At 61.2% G+C, this 15,733-nt stretch carries 17 protein-coding genes; 9 read left to right on the top strand and 8 right to left on the bottom strand.

What is annotated here, in order from left to right:
• Positions 1-426: 426 nt before the first annotated feature.
• Complete coding sequence (locus tag BMW87_RS32600; protein ID WP_093082309.1) at positions 427-639, bottom strand: helix-turn-helix domain-containing protein; 213 nt, start codon at positions 637-639, stop codon at positions 427-429.
• A 205-nt stretch (positions 640-844) separates the two neighbouring features.
• Here BMW87_RS32600 and BMW87_RS32595 point away from each other — a divergent pair, with 205 nt between their 5' ends.
• The 4 genes from BMW87_RS32595 (at position 845) to BMW87_RS32580 (ending at position 4,061) form a co-directional block, all read left to right on the top strand.
• Positions 845-1,417, top strand: coding sequence for a helix-turn-helix domain-containing protein (locus BMW87_RS32595; RefSeq protein ID WP_093082306.1), 573 nt, complete (start codon positions 845-847; stop codon positions 1,415-1,417).
• Between the two features lie 362 nt (positions 1,418-1,779).
• A complete protein-coding gene (locus BMW87_RS35625; protein ID WP_256217007.1) occupies positions 1,780-2,361 on the top strand; it encodes a hypothetical protein in 582 nt (193 codons plus the stop codon).
• A gap of 55 nt (positions 2,362-2,416) precedes the next feature.
• Positions 2,417-3,460 carry a relaxase/mobilization nuclease domain-containing protein gene (locus tag BMW87_RS32585; RefSeq protein ID WP_093082340.1) on the top strand — a complete coding sequence of 348 codons (1,044 nt, stop codon included), beginning with the start codon at positions 2,417-2,419 and terminating at the stop codon, positions 3,458-3,460.
• A gap of 349 nt (positions 3,461-3,809) precedes the next feature.
• Complete coding sequence (locus BMW87_RS32580) at positions 3,810-4,061, top strand: helix-turn-helix transcriptional regulator (RefSeq protein WP_093082304.1); 252 nt, start codon at positions 3,810-3,812, stop codon at positions 4,059-4,061.
• A gap of 228 nt (positions 4,062-4,289) precedes the next feature.
• On the opposite strand, the gene BMW87_RS32575 is transcribed toward BMW87_RS32580, so the two are convergent.
• Both BMW87_RS32575 and BMW87_RS32570 read right to left on the bottom strand, forming a co-directional pair.
• Entirely contained in the window at positions 4,290-5,033 is a 744-nt protein-coding gene (locus BMW87_RS32575; RefSeq protein ID WP_143062649.1) for a PIN domain-containing protein, read from the bottom strand.
• 2 nt (positions 5,034-5,035) lie between these two features.
• Complete coding sequence (locus BMW87_RS32570; RefSeq protein WP_093082299.1) at positions 5,036-5,902, bottom strand: restriction endonuclease; 867 nt, start codon at positions 5,900-5,902, stop codon at positions 5,036-5,038.
• A 152-nt stretch (positions 5,903-6,054) separates the two neighbouring features.
• On the opposite strand from BMW87_RS32570, the gene BMW87_RS32565 reads away from it, so the two are divergent.
• Positions 6,055-6,987: a DUF5655 domain-containing protein gene (locus tag BMW87_RS32565; RefSeq protein WP_093082296.1), complete on the top strand. Its 933-nt coding sequence runs from the start codon at positions 6,055-6,057 to the stop codon at positions 6,985-6,987.
• Positions 6,988-7,203: 216 nt separating this feature from the next.
• Here the strand turns inward: BMW87_RS32565 and BMW87_RS35405 are convergent, their stop codons facing one another.
• The 5 genes from BMW87_RS35405 to BMW87_RS32545 all read right to left on the bottom strand — a co-directional run bounded on the left by BMW87_RS35405 (position 7,204) and on the right by BMW87_RS32545 (position 10,746).
• Positions 7,204-7,377 carry a hypothetical protein gene (locus BMW87_RS35405; protein ID WP_218149803.1) on the bottom strand — a complete coding sequence of 58 codons (174 nt, stop codon included), beginning with the start codon at positions 7,375-7,377 and terminating at the stop codon, positions 7,204-7,206.
• Positions 7,378-8,022: 645 nt separating this feature from the next.
• Entirely contained in the window at positions 8,023-8,673 is a 651-nt protein-coding gene (locus tag BMW87_RS32560; RefSeq protein ID WP_143062648.1) for a hypothetical protein, read from the bottom strand.
• 227 nt (positions 8,674-8,900) lie between these two features.
• Positions 8,901-9,740, bottom strand: coding sequence for an ImmA/IrrE family metallo-endopeptidase (locus BMW87_RS32555; protein ID WP_093082291.1), 840 nt, complete (start codon positions 9,738-9,740; stop codon positions 8,901-8,903).
• The gene (locus tag BMW87_RS32550; protein ID WP_093082289.1) at positions 9,737-10,132 is read right to left on the bottom strand and encodes a hypothetical protein; all 396 of its coding nucleotides are present in this window, start codon (positions 10,130-10,132) and stop codon (positions 9,737-9,739) included. Before BMW87_RS32550 ends, BMW87_RS32555 begins: the two co-directional genes overlap by 4 nt.
• The gene (locus BMW87_RS32545; protein WP_093082286.1) at positions 10,129-10,746 is read right to left on the bottom strand and encodes a hypothetical protein; all 618 of its coding nucleotides are present in this window, start codon (positions 10,744-10,746) and stop codon (positions 10,129-10,131) included. Before BMW87_RS32545 ends, BMW87_RS32550 begins: the two co-directional genes overlap by 4 nt.
• 167 nt (positions 10,747-10,913) lie before the next feature.
• Here BMW87_RS32545 and BMW87_RS32540 point away from each other — a divergent pair, with 167 nt between their 5' ends.
• From BMW87_RS32540 to BMW87_RS32525, 4 genes are read left to right on the top strand one after another with little or no spacing between them, the layout of a single operon-like run.
• The gene (locus BMW87_RS32540) at positions 10,914-11,921 is read left to right on the top strand and encodes an SMODS domain-containing nucleotidyltransferase (protein WP_093082284.1); all 1,008 of its coding nucleotides are present in this window, start codon (positions 10,914-10,916) and stop codon (positions 11,919-11,921) included.
• A complete protein-coding gene (locus BMW87_RS32535) occupies positions 11,921-13,657 on the top strand; it encodes a ThiF family adenylyltransferase (RefSeq protein ID WP_093082281.1) in 1,737 nt (578 codons plus the stop codon). Before BMW87_RS32540 ends, BMW87_RS32535 begins: the two co-directional genes overlap by 1 nt.
• A complete protein-coding gene (locus BMW87_RS32530) occupies positions 13,632-14,099 on the top strand; it encodes a M67 family metallopeptidase (protein ID WP_093082278.1) in 468 nt (155 codons plus the stop codon). Before BMW87_RS32535 ends, BMW87_RS32530 begins: the two co-directional genes overlap by 26 nt.
• Positions 14,096-15,490 (top strand): CD-NTase-associated endodeoxyribonuclease Cap4, encoded by a 1,395-nt coding sequence (locus BMW87_RS32525; RefSeq protein WP_143062647.1) that lies wholly within the window; start codon positions 14,096-14,098, stop codon positions 15,488-15,490. The genes BMW87_RS32530 and BMW87_RS32525 overlap by 4 nt, the downstream gene beginning before the upstream one ends.
• Positions 15,491-15,733 lie beyond the last annotated feature (243 nt).

The following is a 15,733-nucleotide window of genomic DNA, read 5'->3' as shown; positions in this document are numbered from 1 at the left end:
CTTTGAGCATGCAAGAGCGCTTCGACATCTTGTCCACACTTTGATTGGCGTTGCGTCAATGATCTCTGTGCCCGCGCACGCAGTATCCGAATAGGCCGCAAGGCTACCCGTTTCGCAGCCCCAGACCGGTGGTGTCGCTTATGCGATGCAAGAGGCTGAAAGGCATGAACGCGCGACATTGATCGTTGCGCATTCCACATGTTCGGCATGCCGAACGTTCAGGGGAGCTGTTCGGCAGCTGCGAGTGACTGGGGATTCTCAATTTGTTGGCTGCAAATTCCGAACAGCAGAGACGGTCATGCTGAATCGGATGGTGGGCTGCCGATTACCGTGTCGTTGCAAAAATCGGGAACGGTTCAGATGCTGATCGTGGACCGGACGGGAAGCGCCTTTGCTTGGCCATGCGCAGCGGATAGACCCGCCTGACTATATGCCGGCAAACAATTCACTCAATGGCATTCCTAGCGCGGTTGCGAAAGTCTGCAGTGCATCAAGCGACGGGTTTGCTCCGCCTGTCTCCACCCTGCTCATATAGGTGCGCGCGAAACCGCATCGATCGGCGAAGGCCTCTTGGCTCATGCCGGTAGCGATCCGCAGCATGCGGATGCGCTCCCCAAATCGATGACGCACAGACTTCATGTGCCACGGATAGTCACTTCATGTGATCTAATGGTGAACACACTAATCGTGACATCTGGCGAAGCATCAGCAGATAAATGCATCGTCGCTGCCAGCGAGACTCCATATGACGCGTCACCAAGCTCCCTCACCCCTGCCGACGGCCCGGCGCCTGCGGCTGCCAAGCTCGATCACACGCGTCCGAGCGAGGCAACCAACACCTGTCGTGCGCAGTCCGTCAGCGGCGCGCATCGGCGCGCAGGTGAGGACGCTTCGCATAGCCGCTGATATGTCTGGCGGCGCGTTGGCGCAAGGCTCGGGGATTTCTTCCTCGATGCTCTCGCGCATCGAGCGCGGTTTGGTCTCGCCTTCGGTGGAGACCCTGGAGCGCCTCGCGCAGGGCCTGCACGTGCCGATGTCGCGCTTCTTCAGTGATCAGGCGCGCCGCACGGACTTCTGCCACGTGCGCGCGGGGTGTGGTGTCCTCGTCGACCGCATCGGCGCGGTGGCGGACTACCGCTACGAGCTGCTGGGCCACCTGCTGTCGGGCAATCTGTTCGTTGAGCCGTACCTGGTCACGCTGCTGCCCGGAGCCAATCCTTACGTGACCTTCCAGCACCCGGGCTTGAAGTTCCTGTACTTCCTTTCCGGGGATGTCAGCTACCGCTATGGTGCCAAGGTGGTCGAGGTGAGGGCAGGGGACTCGCTACTGTTTGAGGCGACTGCGCTGCACGGCATCGACGCCATTCACTCGAGGCCGGTTTCCTACCTCTCGGTGGTTTTCACGCTGCGCGAATAGGCTGCTCGCGGCGGCACCGTCAGGCTGTGGAGCGAGGCGGCCACCCAGTCGATTGATCGCACGTGCACCGGCTATACGTCGCAATCCCCTTTATCCCTCCTTGCATAGGTGTTCGGCATGCCGAATACCGAGGAAGCCTCGAACGGCTATCGACAGTGCAGGTCTTCCTGTTCGATGAAGGAGTAGGAAATTTGTGTTGTGACCGTGTGGATGCTTTGGGGTCGTGGGATGGATGACTGAGCGCCGGCAGTGTGGAAGTGGCAGTTGCAGGACGACACTGGAACTTCGAGGGCTGAGTCCTTGTGCGGCTGTGAGGGCAGGATAGACTGACGTCAGACATTGTTTACTGCAACGGGGTTGCAATGACCAAGACCTCACTATCGAGCCGCGTGATAGCCACCCGGGTGCCGCCCGAGACGAGGGCGCGCTTCGCCGCGCTGGCGGCGCGGCATCATCTCAGTGCGTCGACTCTGCTCGCGAAGATGGTCGACGAGGTACTCAAGACCAACGGCGAAATCTCGCTGGGCTCGGGCGCACAACAATTTCCACACGAATCGGAAAGCGACGTTGGGATGGCGGATCGCATCACGCTGCGGCTTCGCAGGGGCGATCGAGCGCTTGCGGCCGGACGAGCCCGTTCGCGTGGAATGAAGGCATGCAGCTACCTGGCCCTGCTGATCCACAACCATGTCCGTGACGCCGCAGTGCTGCCCCCGAACGAAATGGATCAGATCAAAGTGACCAATGCCCAACTGGCTGCGCTGGGACGGCAGTTTCGAACGTTCGGCATGCCGAACACTCAGGCCGTGCAGGTGGCACCGGACCTGGGCGAAGCCATCGCGATGGTCCGGCGGGAAATCGAGGTGGCACGCGAGGCCACAGCAGCCATCGTGCGCCGCAACCTCATCAGCTGGGAGACCGGCGAAGGGAACCGCCGTGCCTAAGCAGATTGTGCGCGTGGACAGAAGCAGCCACGGCTCGGCCGGAGAGTCGCGCGACATGAGCCTGGACATCGTGAGCTACGGTCGGCGAGGACCGGGCGGCACGCTGCGCCTCGGCGCCGACCAGATCGCGCAGATCCAGCGCACGGTGGGCCGTACGCCCGAGGTGATGGTGAAGGTCTCCGGCGGCGGGCGGGACATTGGCGGCGTCGAGGCCCACCTGCGCTACATCGGCCGTCACGGCAAGCTGCCGATCGAAACCGATGAAGGGCTGACGCAGCAGGGTCGGGGCGCAGCCCAGGAGATCACGGCCGACTGGCAGCTTGAACTCTGCAGAAGCCAGTACAAGCCGAAATCCGCTCAGGGGCAGAAAGACACCCGTGCGAAGTTGGTCCACAACATCGTCCTGTCCATGCCCGCCGGCACGCCACCGGAAAAAGTACTGGCTGCGGCGCGCGTCTTCGCACGCGAGAACTTCGCGCTGCAATATCGCTACGCCATGGTGCTGCACACCGATCAGCCGCATCCGCATGTGCACCTGGTGGTCAAGTGCGAGCACGAGTTCGAGCCTGGCAAGCGTCTCTACATCCGCAAGGACACGTTGCGCCAGTGGCGCGAGCAGTTCGCCGCGCTGATGCGTGAGCAGGGGGTGGCGGCCAATGCCACACCCCGCCAAGTGCGAGGGCAGACCCGCAAGCCGTACAGGGATGCGATTCATCATCGGCTCCGCGCGCTGCGGGCGTTCGGGCAACTGCCGCCCGGCGACCGGTCCAGGCATCGGCCTCCGAAGACCTCGACCTTCATGCGCGCCAAGCTGGACGACGTGCTCCGCGCCTTACAGACAAAGCGAGGCACCCTGGACGGCGGCAAAGAGACCATGCAGCGCACGCGGCAGGAGGCGGTGGCGGGCTGGCACGCAGTTACGGATGCGCTTCGAAGTCAGGGCCAGGCTGAGTTGGCCCACCGGGTGGAACGCTTCGTCGCGCGCATGCCGGCTGTGCAGACTGATGCGCAGCGATTGGCGGATCGATGGAGGGAGACAGAGAGAATTCGAACGCCGGAGCGCGCGGATGCCAACTCGTCTGGGGCACGTGTCCGATGATGGTTGAGTCGTCCTCGTTTCAGTGACCTTCTGCAGGATTACCCCCATTGATACCGTGACGGTGTGGTCGTCTGGGCGTGGTAGTGAATGTGCCCGGGCCAGAGCGTTACCTCCTATCAAAACTCCCAGTTGTCAGAAGCTGTGAGTCGTCGCACGCTCGGCGCAAAACCATGCGGAAGACGAGTCTATGGGGCGCTGGATTGGGCTGCGATTGCCGGGCGAGTCCGGATGGCAGCGCTGCTCTGGTTCCGGTGCAGGTTCTGCTTTTGTCCGAGGTCTTCGAGTCAAAAATTCAGCGTCGGTACGCAAGCCGCTACTTGAAGGCTCGAACAAACTTCAAGGAGCTATCGTGCAATTCGAAGCCCATGCCAATCACCGCCATGTTGATCTGTCCAGCGCGACAGGCCCCGCGTTTTTTCGCATGGCCGACGTGATACGCATCACCGCACTGAGCCGCGCTACCTTGTATCGCAGGATCGCTGAAGGCAAGTTTCCTCCTCCTGTGCATTTGGGCGGACGCGCCTGTGGTTGGCCGCGCGGGGCACTTCAGCGCTGGATCGATGATCCGGAGGGGTATTCGAACGTCTCACGGCCTGGTTGATCTCAGCCGAGGCCCATTACTCAATTCCCGAATGCGGCTGCTGTTGGCTCAAGCAGGCCTTTGGACTGTCAAGATGGGTGTTCGCTACAGACTGATTTGAATCGTTCACAGTTAGCGGCCTGACTGGCATGCGACGAAAGGGTCGTCCTGAAGCCAGCATCTCCGGAGATCGCAGCCTTCCACCCTCGTCCAGCTCCTTAGCGCGATCAGGCAGTCGCCTCCCCGGCCTTATGTCGACCGATAGCTCAGCTTGCCACTTTTCAGAACAATCACATCGGCCGTCAGAAGCCGATCAATGAGCATCTGCACTTTTTCAGGGACAGCCATCGGCCCAAACTTCGTCTGGATGTGGCGTTGCAGGGCCGCAAAGCTAGCGGGCCGATGCGGCCCGCCGAGTTCCTTCACGAGATCGCGGTATATCGCTATCGGCAACTTCTGAGCAACCGGCTTCTTGATCGCTACTTTCGGTGCAACGTGCACCTCAGACAAGACGTTGGCTTTGGTCTCTTGCATCGTTGCGGCCTTTGCAGACGTGGTCTTTGTTGCCGCCTTCCTCTTTTTCGGCGGAGTCGCGGAAGGCTTTGATGGCGCAGGCGATGACTTAACCGACGCTGGCACCGCGATGGACAGTGACGGCAAACGCTCGACTGAGAACGCCAACGTGTTCGCGTGCGCTATCGGCGAGTCGTAGTCGGTGTCCTTCGCGAGCACGACAAAGCGGCACTCGGGATGTTTGGCCGCCAAGTAGCCAAGATAAAAGACCAGGTGAAAGTCCAACGAGTTCGCTCCCTGGCGCGCGATCGGTACGAGCGTGGAGCGGGGGCTGTCGACCTCGAAAGCTGCCTTCCGCTTGAGCTGGTGTGGGCCGTAGAACACCCATGCTTCACCGGCTTCGCCTAGCCATGCCTCCACCTCCAGCGGGGACGGCTGGACGTTTTCCAGATCGATCAGCAAGTGAACGCCGGTGTCCATGCTCAGGCCGTGCCGCGGCAGCTCGGGTAGTCCGAACATCCCCAGAACTCTTGGCCGGCGTTGATGCCCTTTCGCGCTGTGCGTCGCACCATGGATTGCGCGCACCTGGGGCAGCTCGGCGCGGCTGTCTTCGCAGCTTGGAGTGCTGCGTTGCGGGCCTGCTTCTCCTGGTTGCGGTCATTGGGCTTTGCAGAAGAGCTGCCTCGGGCCTGCTTCAACAGTCGGTGCAACTGCGGGCCATCGAGCAACCGAAGGTTTCGCCCACTGGCGAACGCTTCGGCTTCCGGCGTGAATCGACCGGACGTGACAACGAATCCGCCAGCGGCTCCCTTGGCCGCCATGACGCCATAGAGTTCGCGCACCACAGGCACACCGACCTTGAAGGCCCGCCATTGCTTGCACTGCACCAGGTATTTCTCTCCGTCCTTGCGAAGCATGAGATCGATGCCATCGTCCGGGCCCGGCTCGAAGTTTTCCACGACCTGATAGCCCTGCAGGCGGAAGCCTTCGCCGACGAGCACTTCAAACTCCCGCCAACTCATGCCTTGAAGAACGTCGGACGCGTCCGAGCCGGTCACGTTGTCCACGAGCACTCGACGTGCGCGGCGGCGCCAAGCGGAAATCGCTGCGCCTGCGAGGCAGAGGATCGGCACGACATACTGCCCGGCAGTCGCGAGGCCGCGACCGACGGCTCTAACCATCGCATTCCCAACCTCGCCAGGGCCCATGGCGCTGGCAAGGGGTGCCGCCGCAATACGGTGGAGCAGCAAATAGCCGGCAACGGCCAGGATGACCCCGACATACCAAGGCAAGAGTGCGATCAGGTCGATCAAGTCTTCCGCGGGGCTGGTTCTTTTTCGGCGGGCCATCGTGAATTCCTCCTTCGGGCAGATTCTGCCCAAAAGCGATCAAACTCGATACAGTCGGTTACGTGATGCTGGCGGCCTGCGGACGGGCTTCAGCCTAGAACGCTGCCGCTTGCGTCTCCCACGACGCATTACAGCAACCATCGTCAAGACGCATGCCTCTTTTTCAACTCTTCGACAACAACCTCACCGCCATCGCGCAAGACGACTTTGTGGACGAGCGAACGCTCCAGCGTCTGATCGAGAAAAACCTCAAGGTGGTTTTCAACTCGCGATTCATTGCGACCGAATTTCGCACGGGCCAGGTGCACGCAGGACGGATCGACACGCTGGCTCTTTCGGAGGACGGCAATCCCGTCATCATCGAATACAAGAACGTTCCCTCCTCGGAGCTGATCAACCAGTCGCTTTACTACCTTGCCTGGCTGAGGGACCATCATGGCGATTTCGAGATTGCCGTGCAGAAGGCTCTGGGGTCTGGTGTCGAAGTCGATTGGTCCGAGATACGGGTGATCTGCCTCGCGCCCAGCTACAAGAAGTACGACCTGCACGCCGTTCAAGTGATGGGTGCAAACATCGAGCTGTGGACCTTTCGACGTTTCGCAAACGGTGCCATCTATTTGGAGGAGGTCTTTCAACGGTCCGTGTCCGAGACCACTGCGACTCTCGAAGGCAAAGACCCGGTGATGGTGGCGGCCGGCAAGAAGGCGGCCCTGACAAGAGCACTGGGCGGTTGGACTTTCGAGCAGCACCTGGAATCTAAACCGCAACAGATCGCCGATCTGGCCATCGAGATTCAGGAGTTCATGCTGGCACTCGATCCTACGATCGAGGAGGCGCCCAAGAAGCTCTACATCGCGTACCGCTCTTCACAAAACATCGCGTGCGTAGAAGTTCAGCAGAAGAAGATTCTTGTCTTCCTCAAATTGGATCCTAAACAGCATGTAGGCCCGCCAGGAATATTTAGAGACGTGTCCGACATTGGGCACTTTGGAACTGGTGATCTCGAGGTGACTATCAAGACGCAAGCGGACTTTGAGCTCGCCAAGCCTTTTCTCAAACTTGCATATGACAAGGTTGGCGGTTGATCAAGAGTCAAGAGCATCACTTCAAGATGGAAATCAACAGAGGCGCGTCGAAACACACCTTCGTGTTCTCTGCGTCACCGACAGCAACCGCTGCAAAGCCGCCTTCGCGCATGGCAGCTCAAGACTGATAGTGGTCCGTCGCTCTCGGCCGCTCGATGACCGCTTCGGGCCGAAGCTGACGGCCGCATCATCGGCGGCTCCCAGGCCTCGCTGCCATCACGATCGGGCGGCGGGCTTGGTTCGGTACATCACAAACGATCGCTGATCCGCTTTCGGATCGGGCGCAGGCAGATCTTGCTTCAACGCCATCTGCGTCAGATAGCGGCTGTTGAACCTGTCCCGGGCAATACGTTTGAAGGACGTGTTCTCCATCGAAAGGCCGCGCAGCAAGTTGGCGCTGCCGCTGTAGACCTCAGCCTAATCCGCCGCTAGCCCGGCGTAGAAACTTCGCCTGGACGTCCTGCTACGTGCTTTCGGCGTCGGTCTTCAAACGGGTTCTCGAAATCCATGCAATGCCTTCTTCAAGAGAGATCGAACTTGGCCTTCGCGGCGGAGGAGGACAGTGCTGCAGTACGCAGGTAGATTGGCTTGGCGCGCCGCATCGCGGTCTCGGATGCCAGTGCTGGTCCTTGGTGAACGGCACCGCTGATGCACTTGAGTGCGCCGGCACGTTATTGCGAAACGCAGCGACGCTGCCTGGCCACACGTGTGTAACCGCGTCAACTAATCACCCAGACCGCCTCTCGTCAGCTTCGGCCCGCGCTCTAAGCGAGAGCTCCGTTCTTCCGGCTGCGGCCACTGGTACGTCCACCTGGTCAACGGCCTACGCGTGTGTTTTGGGCTCCCGTGGTCGCTATCCGACTTGGACGGCCACCCCAAGCAGCAAGCCGACTGTCGAGACTGGCGTCGATGTCTTTGGTGGTCGTGGCATCGCTTACAAGCGCGGAAGGCGAATGTGATGTTTGCGAGTACTCGAAATTCTGCAGCTTACTGGCATGACGACTCATCCGCCGGTTCGGTGCTTCGCGCGACCAGTCAAAGTTCGCTGACCACTTCCACCGATTGCACAAACTGCTTTCCATCGTTGCCCGGTGACTGTCCGGCCTCTGCGAACAGCTCTTTGGCATCTTCATCCCACTGGTGGTGCATCTGCTTCTCCAGCTTGTATTGGTCGAAGCGCTGGTAGACGAATGGCAGCACGTGGCGTTTCCAAAGCAGCTGTGGCACCTGGGGATGGCTGCGGGCAAGGCCGGCGTTGTGGCGGTCGCCGAAGCACACGATGCGAACGATAAGCGACTCGTCCCCCCAGATGCCAGACTGGTAGAGCGCCGCGGCGATGCCTTCGACTTGATCCGGCGGGCGAAAGCCGCCTGCGCACAGTACCTTCTGCATGTTCTGGCGCTGTGGGTCGGTCCACGGACCGTTCAAGCCGCACTGACCAGTCTTGACTTCGGAGAGAACGACCATCATTCGCTTCTCTGCGGTAAAGAGGTCGAAGTCAGGCATCGGGCGGGCGCGGCTCTCCGCACGAAACGGAAAGCGCACGCCCAGCACATCGACATCGGTTTGCTGGGGATAGGCGCCGTCTTCCCGCGGCCCTTCAGGATGCACGATGAAGTTCGGGATGGTGAGGAAGCCGTTCAGGCGCAGGAACCACAAGGCCAGACGTTCGGAGAGGATGCGCATGGGCGGCAGCATCCTAGGCGGATGGGCAGGTTGTCAAGGTCACTGCTGTCAGAAATCGAAAGACAGTTTGAGTCCACTCCTTCCCCAATCAGAACTACCTTTGGCTTGGGACCACGTCATTCTCCGCTGGTCTGACGGGGACGCGGATGCTTCAAGCGAAGACGCAGAAGTTCTTGGACGTCCTGCGAGGCCAGCAGCACGAGCAGCGCCTGGCCCCTAGCTGAAGTTCACCGCCGTCCTCGTGGCGCCACATACGAACCGTGTTCGTTGTACTTGCGATTGCCAACGTCACGGTCAAACCCCGCGTAGAGCATCTTTGAGTCCGCCAGATAGAGCAGCACCAACACCTCTTCGCAACGAAGGGGCACGCACTGCTCCAGCACTTCGTAGCGACCGGCGTCGTCGTTGGTGAACCAGGTGTCCGCAGACTGCTTTCCCAGCGCGCGGCATTCCTTGCCGCTGAATAGCAGGTCGTAGGCGAAGCTGTCTTCGTCGACCTTGTCCTTCAGATACCAGCGTCGGGGCACGTGTTTGGCCGCGGCATGCCAGCGCAGGCCGTTGCGCGTGTAGCAGGCGATGATGGCTGGCAGCGTGTCGACCCCGACCAATCGAAGTGCCGTAGCTGTCAGGCTTGTATCGAAGGCCGCGGCGACATCTCCGAGTTGCTTGAAGTTCGGCTGCCCGTAGGGCTTGATGGCAGCGTTGAACATGCTTGCCGGCATCAGGAGATGAGAGGCGAAGGTGTCTGCCTCTTTCTCCAAGGCGCCTGTCGAGGCAAAGTTCTCCTCCACTCCGTCCACCCGGCATCGGAACGACCGACCTCGATGCAACTTCCAGTGCCCTACCTCATGCGCGACGGAAAAGCGCTCCCGACCGCGGTAGGGGGAGGGGTTGATGGTTGCAATCGCATGGTTGCCCATACCCACAAGCGTCGCTTCGCAACCAGTCATGGGCTCATAAAGGACTTCAACGCCTGCGTCATAGGCGATGGCCTCGACGTCCAGTTCGGCAATTTGGGTGATGCCGAGATCCTCAATGATGGCTTCTGCCGCCTGAGCGGGCGTCATTCGTCACGTCCCTTGTCAGCATCCTCCAAGCGCTTCATCTGGGAGTAGAGCCTGAGTACTTCCTCGTCAGACATCTCTCCAAGTTTGCGTGCTGCTAGGGTGTACCTGGAGTCGTTCTGTGCCTCGGCGATGAAACGTCGGGCTTCGGCAGCTGACGCGGTCGACACCCGAACGCTTGGCGAGGATGCCTGCTTCCGCAAAGTGCCGACCCCTGCCTTGGCAGCGGCAAGGCGACGGCGTCCAGCCTCCGCCCGGGCCGATCTAAGCAACGCCTGAGCATCGATCTGAAGCTGGGCAACGTCCCGTCCGTCGAGCACCTGCTCATCTGGCATGTCGATGAGTTCCTGCGTCAGGACATCCACAAAATTGTTGAAGTTCGAGGGCTTGGTCATTTCAGTCTCCGATCAGGGTCCAGTGCATCTAAACGGCGGTTGAGCCGTTTTCGAGCCGCCTCGTACTTCTTCTTGTCCCAGTCCAACTCCTTGGCCGCTTCATCGCCGCGCAACCTGTCAGCCCAGACCATCAACAGCAATTCCAGTTCTTCGTCGCCAGCAACCGCAGCGTAGACGGCAGCCAGCTGTTCCTTGCCGGACAGGTCATCTTCCGGCGTCAAGGTCGACGCGCCATGTACCTTGCGGCGGGTGTCAGTCGAGTCCTCGTCTACTTCTGCCGTGGCCAGCGCGACGGTCTCATCGACCGGGTTCAGGACGTTGCGCTTGCGCATGTCACTGGCCAGACTGTGCATGGCGCTCTTGAACACCACCAGCGGATGCACGCCGCGCGGCCAGGCACGCCGGCCTTCATAGAACCGCACCACCGCCTCGTTCAAAAGGTCGTCACCGGTCAATCCGGTTACCCCAGCCGCTAGCGTGGAGGCGATGCTCCGCAAGCGGACAAAGTCGGCCGGCGAGCCCAGAAGCGCGCGAATTTCTTTGTCGACATCTTCGGCCTGCAACCGTTCATACCCGGTGTCCTGCCCAAGAGGTTCGTCTGGTTCTTCAATCATGCAAGGGGCTCCCTCCCATGTAGACGCCGCCAACCGGCTTGGCGGACGCCGGCAAAGGAATCTCTTCGACAGCGCGTCCGTGGCGACATTTTCGGGCGTCTTAGTCAGTGTGGCACCGGGGTTTAACCCCTCGCCAGCCAGCAACTCTCGCCAGAAAGGGGCGAAATATGACGACACAACAACAGTTTTTGGACATGCTCTCGGAAATCGAGCCGTCACCCTCGACCGTTGCCGCATGTTCCAGCGCCCACAACACCCTGCGCGACGCGTTGGCCGAGCACGATGACTTCTCGGAGGTCCACGTTGGAACCTTCCTGTCTGGCTCTTACAAGCGCGACACCGCCATCCGACCGACTCGGGTGGACGGCGTCCTTCAGCGCGCGGACGTGGACATCATCGCGGTCACCAACCACACCGCGGAGGACGACCCCAAGGTTGTCTTGGACGCGGTCCACCAGACGCTCGTCGACGCTGGCTACAAGAACTTGACCATCAACCGACGGTCCATCAACGTCAAGCTGGTGACAGTCGATATGGACGTGGTGCCTGTCATCGAAAACGGCGATGCCTACCTCATCCCCGACATCCATCTCGAGGAATGGCTGGTCACGAACCCCGACGCTCACACGGACTGGACGATTGAGACCAACGCCAAGGCTGGTGGGCGGTTCAAGAAGCTGGTCAAGCTCTTCAAGTGGTGGCGCCGGTTGCACATGCCCGCCGACCTCAAGCGGCCGAAGGGCTTCATCCTCGAGTGCTTGGTCGCGAAGCACATGAGTTACACCGAGACGAACCTTGAGACGCTATTCGTGACCCTCCTGGAGGCCATCCGCGACGCCTACTACCTGACGGCTCTTCTGGGCCAGGTGCCGTCGCTCGAGGACCCTGGTGTCCCGGGTAACAACGTCTTCTCTGCGGTGAAGGCAGAAGAGTTCAAGACGTTCTACGACAAGCTGTCGGAACACGCGGCGCTCGCTCGCAAGGCGAAGGACGAAACCGACGGCAAAGAGGCGTTGAAGCTCTGGCGGGACGTGCTGGGCGCATGCTTCCCGGCATCGGCCAGCCAGCGCTCGGACTCGGCAAAGGCGACCTCGCTGCTGCGCCCTGCGGTCGGCGCAGGGCTCACCTTCCCGGCGACCGCGGTCTACCCGAACAAGCCAGGGGGCTTTGCCTGATGCGGTTGTTGAAAGAGCAGGGCGCGCGGATGGCGCGTGAGCGCCGCCTGCTGGATGACCACGCGCGCGTGACAACTGGCCTCACAGTCCAGAGTTGGAGTGCCACGCCGAGCGGCGAGTTGTGCGTCAACTTCGAGCTCAAACTGGTGAAGGGCGTCTTCGCAGGGGTGCTGGTATACCCGGAGCTCTTTCCCGATGTTCCGGCGTTCGTCCGCCCTCAAAAGTCCGGCGAGTCTTGGAGCGGTCACCAGTACCGGGGCTCGGGCGTCCTCTGCCTGCAGTATGGGCCTGACAACTGGCATCGCGATATCACGGGCGTGGACCTTGTCCAAAGCACCAGCACGCTCATCTGGGGCGAAATCCTCCACGGGGTCATTCCCGATTTCGGGCCTGTGCCGTCTCGCCATCAGGCCTCGGACGCTCAGGAGCTCCGCGCCAACGACGAGCGATTTGTCGTGACGCGGGCTCTGAAGGAGCTCTTGGCTGGTGTTGGCCGGAACTTGCCAGTGCAGATTCAGGGCGTGGTCGGCTGGCTCAAAGGTGAATCGGTTGCCATCGTCCTGCAGGCGGGCGACCCGCTGGTCGCCCTCGATGACGTGCCGGCGCTGCTTTCACAGGGGCCCGGCATCCAGTTCATCGGCGTGGCGGTGCCTGTGCCCAACGCCGCTACGCTTGCCTCGGCAAAGGACGCGCAAGACCTGCAATCTCGTCTTGGCGTCACATGGCCTTGGGACGAAGGTCTCGCCGACAAGCTGCATTTCCTCCTCGCACACGACGAAGAAGGTCGGCTGTGCGCGTTCCTGCTCAAGGGCGGAAGCACTCCACTCTTCCGGCGATACCACGCGGTCGACTTTTCCGCGGACGAGCCGCAGCGGCTCCCGGTGAGTTTCGCCAAGTTGTCAGACGCTTCTGTCGCCATCGTCGGCATGGGCTCTCTGGGAAGCAAGATTGCTGTGTCGCTGGCCCGGGCTGGCGTCCGAAATTTTGTGCTCGTTGACGACGACGTGCTGGGGCCACACAACCTCGTCCGCAACGAATTCGACTGGCACGACGTCGGCTTCTCCAAGCTTGCTGCGGGCACCCATGCACTCAAACTCGTCGCACCGGGCGCGTCGGTCACCACGTGGCCGATAAAGATTGCGGAACAGGGCAATCCATCTGTCTCCGCGAAGGTCGGCAAAGCTGTGGCGTCCTGCACATTGGTTATCGACGCGACGGCGAATCCGAGCGCTTTCGTGGCGCTCGCCGCAATCACCAAGCGCGCAGGGCAGGCGATGGTGTGGGGCGAGGTTTTCGGGGGCGGTGGGGGCGGACTGATGGCACGTAGCCGTCCAGGCGTGGACACGGATGCGCTTGGGATTCGCACGCACCTGTACGGCGTGATGAAGGACATGGTGCCTGCCCCCACAGGGAAAGCAGCGAACTACGGTGTCGAATCGGAGGAGAAAGTCTACGTTGCCTCGGATGCGGACGTGGGGTCGCTGGCAGCATCGATGACGCAGTTCTGCCTCGACACCCTGTGCGCCGACCCCTCGGAGTACCCGGCCGCCGCGTATCTCATCGGCTTTCGCAAGTTTTGGGAGTTCCGCTGCCCATTCGACGTCATCCCTGTCGACTGCCCGAGTGCGGCACCGCCAGGACCACAGACGCTGTCGGAACAAGACCGGCAAGAGATAGCCGCCATTTACAGATTCATCAGCGAGGGCGCCAGTGCTGCGAATAACGGTGCCGCCTGACATCCAATCCAAGCTGCACATGGCGCTCCGCAAAGCCGGCGCGCGGGAGTGTGGTGGCGTGTTGATGGGGGAGCACGTCGGCGTGAACCACTTTGCCGTACGCGCGTTGGACGTTCAACGTCCGGGCGCCATCGCATCGTTCATGCGCAGTGTGGCCGGCGCGGCTCGAGCCATCCGCGCGTTCTGCCTCTCAAAGGGCAACGACTTCCGGCGCTTTAACTACCTCGGGGAGTGGCACAGCCATCCCTTGTTCAGCGTTCAGCCAAGCTCGCGCGACCACGCGACGATGCGCGAGCTTGCAACGGACGCCCGGGTCGGCGCCAACTTCGTCGTCCTTCTCATCTTTCGACTTAACGGCGCCGGCCTCGAAGGCAGCGCGCACGCCTATCTGCCCGACGGCAGCGTTCATCAGTCTGACCTGGACCTGGAGACAAAAACATGACAGCTGGACTGCTTGAAAAGGAATCAACAGGAGGCGCGACCGCTCGTGTGGGCTTCGAGTACCAGGACGCATACGTCCTTCAGAACCTGCCGAGGTGGTTGGCGCAGTGTGCGTTCAGTCATGTGGTCAGCGAGGCTGTCGGCGATGTTCAAGTCTGCTACTACGCCCCGGCGAGGGCGGTTCGCCACCTCATGGTCGAGGCGAAGAGCCATGCCTTGAGCTCAACCGAATTCTGGGACGAGGTAGCTCGCTTCAAACAAGCTCACGAGGCATCGGCTCTCGAGCACGTCCAGTTCGCTCTGGTCTGTCCCGCATACAACGGCAAGACGAGCCCGTTCGTGGCCATGCTCGAGCGCTTGCGAGGCGTCGGCTTGTCGTACCAAGCGCACTCGACAATCCTGCAGCGTGACCGTGAAGAGGTACTGGCTTGGGCTAAGAAGCAAGAGGTGTCTGAAGACTTGGCCGCGTTCGCACTTCATCACGTCGAATTTGCGGCCTACTCGGCAGAAAGCGCTGACGCTGCCTTCGCGGGGGAGGTCGAACGCCATCTCCCGAGCATCGACCTCACCGGCAAGCAAGCGGCTCGCCTTCGCGACCGGTTCAAGGAATATATTGCCAGCTCTTCTAGTGGCCCGGTGTATCGCAATCAGCTTGAGTCTGCCCTTACCGAGGTCTTGGCTGGCAACAGCACTAGATGGGCGGGAACTCCGACGCGCGTTAGCTTGAGCGGCGAAGGAGCCGTTCTTGAACAGCTTGCCCTGCCCGCGGATGAGTTCGTTGGCCTCAAGCGCTCTGCGAAGGTGGCGTCGGACTGGCAAGAGCTTTCAGAGTCGGCCCAAGACATAGCAGCGTTCTTGGCGCGAAACACCGAGCGAAGACGCGTCGCGCTTGACGGACGGCAGGGCATGTCAGCCGCTTGTCTGTTGGGCCATGCGTTTCGTGCGACGAACAACTTCGTTCTGCACGTCGAGCACAACGGAGTGGTGTATCGCACGGACGTCTACGAGCAGGCAGCGGGACCCTTCTTTCACACCTCCGTGCAGTCGGGTACACCCGATGCGGCGCAGGGTGCGATGTCCATCGCATTCACGACGGAGGTCGGCGCCGACCTAGACTTGGCATTGGTGGGAGTTCCTGAAGGCACATCCGTCTTGTCGCTCAGCGGGAAGCCCGTTGCAAGTCATGCCGAAATGAACCTAGCCGTCGCGGAGGCAAAGGCAGCGCTGGTGAAGTTCCGCTCGGAACACCGCCTTGAGGTACTGCATCTATTCATCAAGGGCCCTGCAGCGTTCGCCATGCTTCTTGGGCACCGCCTCAACGGAGTGTGTCGGGTTCAGCTGTACGACTGGGTAGAGGGAGCCTACCGAGCGACAGCATTGCTGGACGCGTAGAGGCTGCCCTCAAGAAGGAGTTCCGGCGGTGCGACGAGCTTGAGGAGTTTTTGGCCAATCCGAACGCCGCGGTCAAGGCCGCCGCACTCCGGTGACTGCGATCCGTCCCTTAGCTGCCGCTGGCCCAGCTGACTCGAGTGGCGGCAACCGCTGGAGGCCGTGTGATAACGCGCAAGAAGGTCGCGCGACGCGGATACAGCTCGCAACCTGATGGAAGTTTCGGATTGGTCGCGTCTACGCCCC

The sequence above is a fragment of the Variovorax sp. OV084 genome (genome assembly GCF_900111625.1).
In the GTDB taxonomy this organism is placed as follows: Bacteria; Pseudomonadota; Gammaproteobacteria; order Burkholderiales; family Burkholderiaceae_C; genus Variovorax.
This window is presented reverse-complemented; position numbering and strand designations above follow the sequence as displayed.